Source organism: Mucilaginibacter aquatilis (genome assembly GCF_009755275.1).
Classification (GTDB): Bacteria; Bacteroidota; Bacteroidia; order Sphingobacteriales; family Sphingobacteriaceae; genus Mucilaginibacter; species Mucilaginibacter aquatilis.
This window is the reverse complement of sequence record NZ_WQLA01000007.1, coordinates 43,698-57,609: the sequence shown is the minus strand read 5'-3', so window position 1 is coordinate 57,609 and position 13,912 is coordinate 43,698. Positions and strand designations below refer to the sequence as shown.

Here is a 13,912-nt window from a genome sequence, read left to right as displayed (position 1 = left end):
AATTCTGGAATAAATTATAACAACTAATATGATAATAACTTTACGAGACTTATTTAAAAGAGCGCATAGTATAAAATTAAGCACAATATAATAGCCGGTTATTGCTTTTTTTTAAGCTAAAACAGACTTTTGTTACGCCTAAACATTATACCTAATGCTCAATAAATACTTACTCAGGGTTGCCCTGTTATTTGTTTTTATATGTGGTGCCTTCAGTGCATCAGCCCAATATGCCATTGGAGGCAGTGCCGGGGTAAAGCTGGCCAATTCGGTTTACTGGCTCACCTGGGATCGTAGCGCTCCTGGATCAACCTTAATTGAAACGCCTGTTGGTTATAGCTCATCTAACATTATAAGTGGTACTTACGTTTGGCAGTTTTCGCCCACGGTGCGCATTACCGCAGTAATAAACAATCAAACATTTTCGACAGGAGCAGGCATGACCTCCTATACACCGGGCAGCTACTTTGGCGACGGATTGGATTTAATCTACTCAGGCAATAACTTACCCAAGCCAGATTCGCGCGGGGTGCCAAACTCGGGTATAGCTACTACCAATGGCGGAACCGTTACGTTTGATATTGATATAAAGGTTGCGATACTTATTAATAACGTTTGGACAAATATTTCGTACCCGGGTATGATCATTGCCGATGCAGAATCAATAGATTCGGGAGGTGAGTACATATCAGGAAATACGCCTAATACCGTTGCCTGGCAGTTGTTAAATAAGCGCACGCAAGGCAACGTGGCCGACATTCATTACAAAATGGATTTAAGCAACGGTGGTAAATCTTTCAGACTTTATGCCGATTTGCCGCCGGGTAATTTCGGAGTTCAGGCAGTGATGTTTGCTCGTGGCGCAAGTAGTCTCAACAACGTATCAATGAAAGGGTCGGGCATTACGGCTATGGCCATTGGTTTTGTGCTACCGTTTGATTCGGGCGACGTGCCGTTATCCTATGGTGTAACCGGGCACTATATTGATGATTTTGAGCAAACAACCTATTATCCGGGCGATGGTACCTATGAGGTTGTTAATTATAACACATCGCCTTTAACACCTAAAGCGCATGTGTATATTGGTGCTAACAACCTAGACCCGGACGGGCAACCAAAAGGTGGCGTTAATGCCGATAGTGACGATTTAATTGACAATCCGGATGAAAGTACATTGAGCCCTGCAAGCCTGCCAACCGTAAAGGTTAACCAGCAGGGTGATGTGGTTTTAAATGTAACGGCTACTAACGAAAAAGCAGTACCTGCAATTTTGTATGGTTGGATTGACTTTAACGGTGATGGAATTTTTGGAATAGACGAACTGATACGGGTTACCGTTCCGGCAAATACCATAAATCAACCTTTTACCTTAACTTTTCCAAACGCCATGTTTGCCGGTAAAGTTAAGGTGGGGCCGCTTTATGCCCGTTTGCGCATTACCACTACCAATTTGTTAGACGATGCTACCACTCCGGCCGATGACCGCAGCATATCGTTTGCAGCCGATGGCGAGGCCGAAGATTATCGTTTAAAGGACATCATAGGTGTGACAATATCAGGAACGGTTGTGAACGATGGAAACGGTGCAGCCGACAATGCAATAGCAGGCAATGGCTTACAAAGCGTAGGAGGTAAGCAGCTATTTGCTTACCTGGTTGATGCTGCCGGTGTAATTGTAAACAAGGCAACAGTTGCTGCAAACGGAACCTATGCACTCGCTAATAACAATAACGGAAATTATACTGTAGCTATTTCAACCAATGATGTTGCTGTGGGTGGAAATTTGGCAGCTGTAGCTGCTAACCTGCCTGCAGGCTTTGAAGCTTCGGGCGCATTCTACGGTAACAATAATGCCGGTAATTCAGGTATAAAGCCGGGTACGCCTAACCTGCAAATTGCAGTATCAACACCAGGCACCAGTTTAGATGTAACCAACGTAAATTTTGGAATAAACCAGGCTCCAGTTACGGTTGCAGATGCCGGCACGACAGGTATTGGGCAACCCATTACGCTAAATATAACCAGTAATGATACTGATGCGGATGGTACCATAAACCTTACTACGGTACAACTTATTCATCCGGCTGATAATGCAAAGAAAACAAGCGTTACCATTCTAAACCAAGGTACATATACGGTAAACGCTACAAATGGAAGCGTAACTTTCACACCACTGGCAACCTTCACAGGCAAAGCAACACCCATAGCTTATACCGTGCGCGATAATTATGGGACGGAAAGTGTTAGCGCCCTTATCAGCATCAGCATTAAACCGATAGGTACCGCTGATACTGATGTGGCCCCAATTAATACGCCTGTTACCACAACAGTAAAAGCTAATGACGGGCCAAGTGCTACAGGTACAACGGTAACCGCAATTAACGGGGCGCATGGTACCACTACGGTTAATACAAATGGCCAGGTAATTTACACACCTAACACTGGCTATGCCGGTATTGATACCTACACTTATACCTTAACAACTCCCGATGGTATAGTATCAGACCCTATTACAGTTACCATTAACATAAAGCCGGTTGGCATAAACGATGCAGACGTTACCCCAATAAATACGCCCGTTCCCACCATAGTAAAAAGCAATGATGGCTCAAGTGGTATTGGCACCACGGTAACGCCTACTAATGGTTTGCATGGCACAACAGCAGTTGATGCTACCGGCAGGGTGGTTTACACTCCGGTAAATAACTACATAGGTAAAGACACTTATACTTACACCTTAACAACGCCTGACGGGATTGTATCTGACCCTATAACGGTTACCATAAATATTAAGCCGGTTGGGGTAAATGATGTCGCTACTACGCCGTTAAATACGCCTGTAAACATTACCGTTAAAAACAATGACGGGCCAAGCGCAAACGGAACAACCGTAACGCCTACAAACGGAGCACGTGGTATAACAACAGTGGATGCAAACGGTAGGGTAACTTATTCACCCATTGCGGGGTATGTAGGTAATGATACTTTTACCTATACACTTACCACGCCCGATGGGGTTGTGTCAGACCCTATAACCGTTAATGTAACTATATATGCCTCATCAATAAATCTTACCAAGGTGGCAACTAATGGTTACAGTAAAGCAGGAGACGTAATAAATTATACGCTTGTTGTTACTAACACCGGTAGCACAACGCTTAGCAACGTAACAGTAACAGATGCCGGTGCCGATGCTGGTTCAATTTCGCCTGCAACTATTGCCACCCTGGCACCAAATGCCTCGGCAACGGTAACAGCAAGGCATACCGTGGTTCAGGCCGATGTTACAGCCCGCTTTTACAGCAACCAGGCCACAGCCAGCGGAACCGATGCTAATGGAATAGCCGTAAGCAAACGTTCGGATAACCCGGCAACCGGTCCTGCTGAAGATCCAACGGTTGTTGCAATAACTGCTGCTCCGCCAACGGGAGCAATCAGCTTAACAAAAACAGGTGTGTTCAATTCATACTTCATCACTTATACATTTGAAATCAGGAATACAGGAAGTGCGGTTATTAACAGCGTGAACCTGACTGATATAAAGCTTGGATTAAACAACTCAACCATAACACTTCCTGTTGGCGGATTGCAGCCCGGAGGAGTAGTTAATTACTCACTTAATTATACGCTTACACAAGCCGATAAAGATGCGGGTATAGTACGTAATAATGCTATTGTAAACGCGGTTGATGCAGGCGGCAACCCACTTACATCACCTGCATCTGTAGAAACGTCGTTCCCTAAATCGCCGGTGGCTACTAACGATGCCGACTTTACAGGCGTTAATACTCCGGTAACCGTAAATGTTTTGGGTAATGATAATAGCGGAAACAGTACCTTCAATCAGCAGTCAATTGAAATTATATCACAGCCTGCCAACGGCAGGGTAGTAATTGGCGGAAACGGAACCGTTACTTATACCCCTAACACAGGTTATGCTGGTACCGATGTATTTACTTACCGCGTGCGCGATTTAAATGGCTACTATACCAATGTGGCAACAGTTACCATTAACATAAGCGCAACATCATTACTTAAAATACCTAATTTGTTTACGCCAAACGGCGATGGTATAAACGACGTATTTGAAATACGCGGACTAGAGAAATTTTCACAAAACGAACTGATTATTGTAAACCGCTGGGGTAACGAGGTTTTTCACCAAAGCGGCTATAAAAATACCTGGACAGGAGAGGGGCTTAACGAGGGAACGTATTATTACATACTTAAAGTTAAAACTACCGATTGGCAGGTACTAAAAGGTTATATCACTTTAATGCGTACGCTAAGAAACAATTAAGCATTGCGGATGCAATAAACAGGCTGATATGAAAAAAATTCTAACACTGATATTACTACTTACTGCCGGGCACTTATACGCCCAGCAGGATGCCCAGCAAAGCCAGTATATGTTTAACGGCATATATATTAACCCGGCCTATGCAGGGTATAAAGAAAACTTAAACGTGCACAGCTACTTCCGTTCGCAATGGACAGGTATTGAGGGTTCGCCCAAAAGTATGTCGCTGGCTGTTGATGCTATTGCCAACAACGGTAATGTGGGCTTGGCGCTGCAGGTGTCACATGATAAGTTGGGCGCACAAAGCAACCTTTCGGCTTATGCCAATTATGCATATAGGTTGCGCATGAACAATGATGGCAGCTCGAGATTGGCTTTTGGCCTGGGCTTAGGTGTACAGCAATTGGGTATTGATGGCAGTTTGCTTAGCCCAAATGACCCTGAACCTTATATGCCCGTTGGTATGCAAAGCACCATAGTGCCTGACGGACGTATAGGTATATTTTACTCGGACAATAAATACTACGCCGGTGTGTCTGCCGATAATTTAATATCGCAGTACATTAACGTACGCAACAGGGGTTACATAGCACAGCCTAAACCACATTATTACTTAACGGGCGGCGCTTTGTTCCCTGTATCAGAAGATGTGTTGCTTAAGCCAAGTATCCTGTTGAAGGATGATGCCGCCGGACCTACAAGTTTAGATTTAAATGCATTTGTTGCCTTTGGCGAGCGCTTTTGGATAGGTGGTTCGTACCGTACTGCTGTCAAATTGTATAATAAAAATCACCTGCAAAATGATTTAAGTTACCTTAACTCATTTGTTGGGGCCGTTGAGGTTTTTGCACTTGAAAATCTGCGCATTGGTTATGCATATGATGTATCCATTGGTCCGCTTAAAGGTTACAGCAGTGGCACGCACGAAATTTCAATTGGCTTTTACATCAAAACACAGAAAGCAAGGATGTTAACTCCTAGGTTCTTTTAATTATTACCTACCAGAACCGGCATGAAAAAAATAATATCTTCCATTTTTATCGTATTGGCTGTTGCCTATGCAGCCAGTGCGCAATACGTTCATAAACTGGCCGATGAGCAGTACGCTTTGTACAACTACAGTAAAGCTGCCGAACTTTACCTGCAGGCTTACAAAAAGAAACCTACACTTTATACTGCCGAGCGTTTGGCTAACTCGTACCGAATGATGCGTGATTACAAGGAAGCCGAAAAGTGGTATGCTACAGTAGTTACCCTGGAAGGTAGCAAGCCGCAGAATATCTTCACCTACGCCGAGGTGTTAAAAAATAATTTGAAGTACATTGAAGCTAAGGAACAATATACCAGATACTACACGCTAACGCCTAATGCCGATTTAAAGCAGTTAAATTACTGGATGTCATCTTGCGATTCGGCAATTAAGTGGATGAAGAAGCCGGTTGATGTGGATATACGTAACATTACTACGTTAAACTCACAGGAATCAGACTGGGGGGCTGTTAAGTACAATTCTAATATTGTTTTTACTTCAGACCGCACTGATAAAAAAGATCAGGCGGAATTGCGTAAAAAACGCCCGCTTATTTGGTTTGACAGTAATGTAAGCCTTGATAAACGCGTTTACGGGTGGACAGGTAACAAGTATCTGAACCTGTATGAGCAGCCCACCGCTAATGCATCAACTGATGCTGTAAAGCCATTTACATTTATTGCCGGTACCGATTATCATATTGGAGCCGCCAGCTACACTGCCGATGGTACTGAGATGTATTTTACCCTCACCCGCCTGCCTAAAGAGAAGGTTAAGGAGACGGCCAAAATAGCCACTATTAATTTAGGTGTGTATTCCAGCAAACTCGTGAACGGTAAATGGAGTAAGCCCGAGCCCTTTACTTATAATAAAGAAGAAGAATATTCAGTTGGCGATCCGTTTATAATGCCCGATGGCAAAACGCTATATTTTGTATCAAATATGCCTGGTGGCGTTGGGGGAACTGATATTTATTACTGTACTAAAGATGCCGGTGTTTGGAGCCAGCCCATTAATGTAAATGGTATAAACACCCCTGCCAATGAGCGTACGCCATCTATTGATGTGCAAGGCAATATGTATTTTTCAACCGATGGTGATAAGGGTATGGGCGGCCTTGATGTTTTTAAGGCTATACGTACAGCCGGTGGTTTTGGCAGCAAGCTTAATTTAGGCTACCCAATTAATTCGGCACAAGATGACTTTGCATATGTTGTATACGACAACGCTTCGGGCTACCTATCATCAAACCGTACCGGTGGTGTGGGTAGTGATGATGTTTATAGCTTTGCATACAATATACCTGTTGCTTACAGGCTTGAGGGTGTTGCTTACGATAAAAACACCCGCAGGCCTCTTGCTGATACCTATATTACCCTTACACCTGCAAAGGGATCACCCATTAAGGTGCGCACAGGTAGCAACGGAGCATACGCATTCACAGTTTACGCCAATGCCGGTTACCAGTTAAAAGGGGAGAAGAACGGCTACCTCACCGATAGCCAAAAGCCGTTTTCCACCACGGGGATTAGCCCTAATGAGGTGCTTAAGCGCAACTTGTATTTGGATAAAATTGAATTGCAGAAGCCCATCCGCCTGGAAAATATTTATTATGACCTGGATAAATGGGACATCAGGCCCGATGCAGAGGTTGAGCTTAACAAGCTAATCAAAATAATGAAAGACAATCCGACCATTGTTATTCAGCTATCATCACATACTGATAGTCGTGCCGATGATGATTATAACATGAATTTATCGCGCAAACGGGCAAATGCCGCGGTTGAGTATATTATAACAGTAGGAGATATTGACGAAGACAGGGTTATTGCACGCGGCTACGGTGAAACCCGCCTGCTTAATAAATGCAGCAATGGCGTAAAATGCAGTGAGGCTGAGCATCAACTAAACCGTAGAACTGAGTTTGCTATTTTGAAGTTTTAAGCGTTACTAATGAGTTACCTCATGCGGGCATAGAAACCGCATTGCCATTGTATTGTAGTAACTCCACAAAAAATGTAGTGCCGCTTACTGAGTCGCATTCAAACCATATGTTGCCGTTTTGCACTTCGGTAAATTCCTTGCAAAGTACAAGGCCCAGGCCTACGCCTTTTTCATTAGCAGTTCCCTTTGTTGATTCATTGTTGAGATAAAATATGTTGTTGGAAAGCTTAACAGGTTTGCCTGCTCCGCTGTCTTTCACCAGCAGCAGGGCATAGTTATTTTCGCGCTGTGCACTTACTATAATACGTCCGCCGGGAGCCGTGAATTTTATAGCGTTATTTATCAGGTTACGCATAATCATTTGTACCATGTCGGCATTGCCAATAATCTTTAGCTCTTGATCAATTGAGATCTCAATTTTGATATTCTTGTTTTGGGCAATGTTGGTAAACAACAGCAACTGGGGTAAAAGCAGTTCATGCAGATACAACTCTGTTGAACTAAACTTTAAACCGCTCATTTGTGATTTTGACCATGAAAGCACGTTATTAAGCATATCAAGCGTGTTGCGAGTAGAGTCAAGTAGTTTTACCTTAATTTCCTGCTGCTCATCGGCACTTAAGTCAACTTCTCCAAGCAGCTCCAAATAGTTTTGAACGTTAGTTAACGGAGCGCGCAAATCATGAGAGATGATGGAGAAAAGCTTGTTTTTCTCTTCGTTAAGCAACTTCATCATTGCTGCCTTTTGCTCAGCTGATTTTTTCTCCAGGTCATAGTTATACTTGATGAAATAAAAGCAAAGCAAAATGAGTGACACAACTACCACATAAGCCGATGTTATATCACTATACCTGAACGCTGTACTGTCGTAAGTATATGGTACCAAATCGGCATTTATATATTGAATGCCGTGTAGTGATAATACTATGATGAAATGTGTAGCTATAAGTATCCAGTAATATCTTACCGGTATAACAGCAATCATTACCACCATGGTTAAAATAAAAAACAGGTCGGTTGGCCCGTCAATGCCCGAATTAAGGAAGAAGTTGACAATAAATAATATATTACCTGTAATGCAAAAGAGCAATACGGCTATTGACTTTTTTTGAGCAACCCTTGAGAGGTAGTATACAATTGCAAACAGTAGAAAGCTAACAGCGCTTAAAAGGGCTATATCATGTAAACCAACAATATAATTAAAGGGAACATTATACCCCAGTGCTGCAAGTATAAAAATGCATATGGAATGAAAAATACGAGCAGTAAGATCAAACCGCGTCTCGGGCCCAACCAGCCAGCGCCACGTTCTAAGCCGCAGGAAAAGTTTAAATTTAGTTAAGGGTTTCAAGGGGATTCTGTTGTGAATATACTGTATTTTAAAAGCATAAACACGCTTTAAATAAGATATTTCCTTAACAGAAAAGCCTGTAATTATTGATTACAGGCTTTATAAACTAAAAGTGAAAAATGGTTGTTTGCGATATGTTAAACTGATAGATTACTAATATTTAGTTCTCCCGGTAAAACACGTAGCCGCCGTGTTGAAGGGTATTGATGTCAGTAAAATTACCGTCGGCTGTAAAGCCGGTATCGTCCCAGTATTCGATGTAATCTCCGGTTATTTCATAACGGCCGGTATAGGCGCTTTGACGGTTTCCTCTCGCTTCATCATATCTGCCATTGGGTAAAAGCTCTTGCCTGATGTAGCCATCGGCGGTCACCCACATGCCAACATATTTATTGTTACTCATAAAATTGATTTTAAACCAGAGGGTTTGTTACCCCCTGGTAAATAAATAAGTGCTTGCTTGTTTTAAAAAGACTTTTGAGCGGTAGGCCTTACTACAATCTCGTTCACATCAACGTCTGATGGTTGTTCAATAGCGTAAGCAACAGCTCTTGCTATGGCATTTGCCGGTAATAAGCTTGTCCGGAACCGCTCCACCAACTGATCTTTCAATGCAGGATCTGATATGGTATTGGGCAGTTCGGATTCGGTAGCGCCCGGTGCAACTAGGGTTACCCTGATGTTGTTGCTTACTTCCTGGCGCAAACCATCTGATATGGCCCTAACGGCAAATTTAGTTGCACTGTAAACGGTTGATGTTGGACCAACCCAGCGGTCGCCCACAGAAGTGATGTTCACAAACTGACCACTGTCTTTCTTTTCAAAAATAGGTAGCGCTGCTGCTATGCCATGTAATACACCTTTAATGTTTACATCAATCATTTGGTGCCATTCATTCACCTTATAGCTGTTTATCATGGAAAGGGGCATAAGGCCGGCGTTATTTACGAAAACATCCAGTGTACCAAATTCATCAACCGCAAATTTTGCAAATTCAGCTACATCATCGGGGTTTGTTACATCAAGGCTTTTATATACTGCTTGCCCGCCCTGGCTGGTTATAAATTCAGTAATAGTTTTAAGATTATCAGCACGTCTGGCACCCAAAACAACCCTTGCGCCACTTTTAGCTAAATGCTTGGCAATTGCCTCGCCAATACCGCTGCTTGCACCGGTTATGGCTACAACTTTTCCTTCGATCTTAATTTGTTCCATATTGTTTTTTTTATCAAAATTAGTGCTCAATAACGGGACACAGGCTGCTAAAAACAAACCAATAACTACAAAAATCAAACATCTCAGTTTGCCAAAACTATTAATCTATAAGTTACTGAATCAGCTCTATATCCATAAATCTGCGTAACATAACTTGATGCTTTTTATAAAGTTTAATCAATTTTTTGACGAAATGTTTCAGTAACTAAAGAAATTTAAACAACTAAATATTCCAGCTTTATAAGGAATAAGAAGCGCTCATTATTAGGTCTTTAAGTATGTATAATAGCTTACCAGGGGTTTGTGGCCCAAACGGAGGCATCAGGTATAAATCCTACATCATCCATGCTTAGCATGCTTACAGCTAAATGGGCAATTTGCTCTGGTTTAAGCTTATTATCTTCATTTTTTATTTCCATGCCGGCCTTGGCAATAAAATCGGTTATTACTTCGCTGGGGTTAATTTGCATTACCCTTACATTATGTGGGCGCAGTTCTGCACGCCAGCATTCAGTAAGGCCCGATACAGCAAACTTGCTGGCAACATAAGCTGACCCATTTGCATAACCGCGAAGCGCTGCAGTTGAACCAATGTTAATGATGTTGCCATACTTTTGGGCAATAAAATATTTAGCTGCTTCCTTGCCCGCCAGGAACAGGCCTTTTACATTAACTTCCCATGCTTTTTGAAAATCCTCGGCCGATGTATCGGCTAAAGAACCAAAAACACCGATACCTGCATTATTTACCAGTACGTTAACACTACCCATTTTCTCAATAGCAAATCTATACAGTTCAATAATGTCGGCCTGTTTGCTTACATCTGCTTCAATGCCAAAAACATCAAGTTCATCAGTAGCCTTTTTTAGCTTACCCGCATCACGGCCACAAATAACTACCTCTGCGCCAGCCCTGCGCAAGGCACCCGCAATTTCATAACCTATGCCACCGGTTGCGCCGGTCACAATCACTTTAGCTTCCTTTATATTCATAATTATAATGGCTTTTTAAGATACCAATACAAAAGTGGGAGATGGTTGGTTTGCAACAGATAGGCGTTGCAGTAAAGTCATAAAAGAAATGAATGCTCAATAGCTATGGCTTCGAGTTAGCTCATACTTGAGGCTAAAGTTGCTGCTGGTATAATATGTATCGAGAGGAATTAGTGATAAAACAAAAAACCCTGTATAAGTTATATACAGGGTTTAATACTTTGTGATATCGCTTGTTGTCGGGATGGCAGGACGATAACCTATACTTGCAAATCACTTGTTATCAGTGATTTATAATAATCAATTTAATCAAGGTGTTCACTTTGGTGATACCTCTTATGATATATCAAAGATACGGATTTAATCTTTTTGTATAAATAAGATGGTAAACATTTGTAGTTAAAATTATAAAAGCTGCTGTATTAGTTATCAAAATAATTTTTCATTATGGATTGCAGTTCATCGTTCTTAAAACCAGTCGTCGAAAGCACACAGCAAATCAACAGAGCTTTTAAAGATTTATAAAGCTCAAAAAGAGCTTTACCTTCTACAACCTTATCACCTGATTGTCTAGAATAGAAATGTGAATAATAGTGCCTCGAATTGGCGGCTGCCTCAACGTCTATATTCTGTTTCTTTATACCAGGAACAAATAAGAACTCATTTACAAGTGCTTCTAATTGCTGCTTAAGCTTGTTCCCTCGTCCGGTTGGCTTATATTGGGGTCTAAAACGGTTACAAAATCCTTCCAATGCCTGAATGACTACAAGGAAATCAACAGAACCAAAACTTTCTTTTTCTTTTATACTCTCTACGAGGTGCTTAAGAATAGGTGCCATTCCTTTACCGAAACTAAACCATTCTCTAATTAATATCTCAAACGTTGGTTCTATCATATCAAAGGTGAACAAGGCCTCTTTTCGTGCTTTTTTTACAGACAATGGCTTCTCATGCTGTCGATAAAGTAATTGAACAGGATAATAGTGTTTCGTTTTATCAGCCAGCTCCTGATAGTGGTTGGGACTAAAAAGATAAATGTCTTTAAAACCAACATCTTTGAGCAAACCAAACTTTAAAAACGACTTAAAACGTGAGGCCTTATATAGAAATTCTTTCAGAGAAAAATTAGAGTTACTAGCAATGGAAAGCCTGTAACACTGTTTGATAATCAGCTCTTCCTCAAATTTCGATTGAGGAGGATAGGCATAAAATTCTATTTTGAGTTTCCACTCCTCGTCAATTTCAACGTAAAAGTCTTTTACATCCTTTGGGTGGTAAGATAGGTCAAAACCCGTTAGCTTGTTATCTATTATCGGAAATGATAGTCCAATCTGATAGAAATTCATCCATTCCGTCAAAAAAGGAATATTCACGATAATCTCATTAAAAACGGGGTCATCGAATCCGTTTAAATGTATTCCTCTGATTACTTTTTCAACCGAAAAGCTTTGCATTGGAAAGGAACAGCTGTAATTAATAATTCCGTATGGATGACAATTTAACAATGTAACGCGACTTGCGTCAGATGCTTCTCCGTAGATGACCGGTGATTCTTTCCAACCCTCAAGCATTATATCTTCAATATATCCTTCCCTACCATTTAATGAGCCTATTAATTCCAATGTAATCTTACCATTCGGCAAGTATTTTAGCATGCCTGCTATCCTTTCGTTCTGTCTTTCGGGCAAAAACCAATAGCCTTTCAATTCTAATGGATCGTTCATAAAAAATCCTTGTTTCTATTTAATTTTGAAATTTTCCGAAACGAAATAATCCGGGAAATGCGCACCCTATTTGCGCAGTTCAGGTTATAGGATAATATTATACAAAATATGCGGTAAAAGTGGAGTGATTGACTTTTGGTGTTATAGATTCACTAAATGTCTTCACTGGTAACAATCATGACTCCAGCAAGAGATTGAGGAACATAATCAAAATGTACGTTATCACCAATAGCACGTTGCAGATGTCGAATGTAATCAGGTGGAGAAGATAACGTGCCATCAAATTCCGACTTGAGCTTTTTAGGATTTTTAAAAAAGCTTCCTGCCACATATTTAACCCGTTCTAAAAGGGTTTCATTGCTGCCATGACAAACCAATTCATGCCATGGCATCAAATACTCCTGTAATTCGCTAACGTGACATATCTTTCCAGCTCTTAAAGTTCTGACATCATAAGCGTTCATTAACGAGCAACCATAAGTTTTTAAAGGATGATACATCGCGGATTCGTCCATTTTATCAGTGCTCAAATAAAAACAGTAAATGGGTGTCAGTGGGTAGTATTTATCACATTCTGCCTGAATGATAAGTTTTTCAGATTGTGGGATTGATGTTGGATTTTGGTAATGTAAATGCTTGAATTTATCTAAATGAATATCTATGACCTTGGCCTGCACTCTAAATCCTTTCCATTCCCTATTGTTGGTAAACCACCATTCCCAATCTGCACCATTTCTACCTTCATCATGTTTAGTAAAATCACAGGTGATGATTTCGGTGGGATGCTGCAATTTTAACTCCAGCAAATTTATATCCGTTAACGTTTCCTCTTTCAATTGGAACGCCACACGTCGGCTGTCATCTATCTTATTCCATGTAGAATAAGCCAAGTTCTTAAAGGTATCACAAATCATATTTTAAGGCTTAGGCATAACGGTTATAAACTCTCATTATTTCAGCAATTATATCAGGATGAAATTCCCGATATATTGTATTGGCACGTACATTATTTTTTCCTTCGGACGGTCTGTCAATCACAAACCAATTTTTGTAAATCCACTTCACATTTCTACCGATTTCTATTCTTGAATGCCGCTTGCTAGTTAACAGCTCATCATTTGTTACTATACCCACTCCCTTTACAGTAATGTCACTACTATAAGAGCAGGATTTGATGTATACAATATCGCCAGGGTTTATAACTTTAAAATATTCATGAAGGTCTGGGGCATCAAAGTCATCCCACCCTGTCGCGACAAAATTTTCCTTGAGAAATATCGCGCTTATATCTGTAGTGTCGTATTTTGCGCCAATACCGTAAATGGCCATGATAAGTTAATAGGTTGAAAATAATTT

General features: G+C 41.1%; 10 protein-coding genes. 3 read left to right on the top strand and 7 right to left on the bottom strand.

Going from position 1 to position 13,912, the window contains the following annotated elements; translation table 11 throughout:
* Positions 1 to 154 precede the first annotated feature (154 nt).
* From GO816_RS16235 to GO816_RS16225, 3 genes are read left to right on the top strand one after another with little or no spacing between them, the layout of a single operon-like run.
* Complete coding sequence (locus tag GO816_RS16235) at positions 155 to 4,300, top strand: CshA/CshB family fibrillar adhesin-related protein (protein WP_157543011.1); 4,146 nt, start codon at positions 155 to 157, stop codon at positions 4,298 to 4,300.
* A 28-nt stretch (positions 4,301 to 4,328) separates the two neighbouring features.
* Positions 4,329 to 5,291, top strand: coding sequence for a PorP/SprF family type IX secretion system membrane protein (locus GO816_RS16230; RefSeq protein WP_157543010.1), 963 nt, complete (start codon positions 4,329 to 4,331; stop codon positions 5,289 to 5,291).
* 21 nt (positions 5,292 to 5,312) lie between these two features.
* Positions 5,313 to 7,274, top strand: coding sequence for an OmpA family protein (locus tag GO816_RS16225; RefSeq protein ID WP_157543009.1), 1,962 nt, complete (start codon positions 5,313 to 5,315; stop codon positions 7,272 to 7,274).
* Between the two features lie 19 nt (positions 7,275 to 7,293).
* Here the strand turns inward: GO816_RS16225 and GO816_RS16220 are convergent, their stop codons facing one another.
* The 7 genes from GO816_RS16220 to GO816_RS16190 form a co-directional block, all read right to left on the bottom strand.
* Positions 7,294 to 8,625, bottom strand: a complete 1,332-nt coding sequence (locus GO816_RS16220) for a sensor histidine kinase (protein ID WP_157543008.1) — start codon at positions 8,623 to 8,625, stop codon at positions 7,294 to 7,296.
* A gap of 160 nt (positions 8,626 to 8,785) precedes the next feature.
* Positions 8,786 to 9,028, bottom strand: a complete 243-nt coding sequence (locus GO816_RS16215; RefSeq protein ID WP_157543007.1) for an Atu4866 domain-containing protein — start codon at positions 9,026 to 9,028, stop codon at positions 8,786 to 8,788.
* A 62-nt stretch (positions 9,029 to 9,090) separates the two neighbouring features.
* Entirely contained in the window at positions 9,091 to 9,840 is a 750-nt protein-coding gene (locus GO816_RS16210; protein WP_157543006.1) for an SDR family oxidoreductase, read from the bottom strand.
* A gap of 290 nt (positions 9,841 to 10,130) precedes the next feature.
* Complete coding sequence (locus GO816_RS16205) at positions 10,131 to 10,832, bottom strand: SDR family oxidoreductase (protein ID WP_157543005.1); 702 nt, start codon at positions 10,830 to 10,832, stop codon at positions 10,131 to 10,133.
* 422 nt (positions 10,833 to 11,254) lie between these two features.
* Positions 11,255 to 12,556, bottom strand: a complete 1,302-nt coding sequence (locus GO816_RS16200; protein ID WP_157543004.1) for an ApeA N-terminal domain 1-containing protein — start codon at positions 12,554 to 12,556, stop codon at positions 11,255 to 11,257.
* Positions 12,557 to 12,708: 152 nt separating this feature from the next.
* Positions 12,709 to 13,470 (bottom strand): DUF6615 family protein, encoded by a 762-nt coding sequence (locus GO816_RS16195; protein ID WP_317163654.1) that lies wholly within the window; start codon positions 13,468 to 13,470, stop codon positions 12,709 to 12,711.
* A 10-nt stretch (positions 13,471 to 13,480) separates the two neighbouring features.
* Positions 13,481 to 13,885 carry a hypothetical protein gene (locus tag GO816_RS16190; RefSeq protein ID WP_157543002.1) on the bottom strand — a complete coding sequence of 135 codons (405 nt, stop codon included), beginning with the start codon at positions 13,883 to 13,885 and terminating at the stop codon, positions 13,481 to 13,483.
* Positions 13,886 to 13,912: the final 27 nt, after the last annotated feature.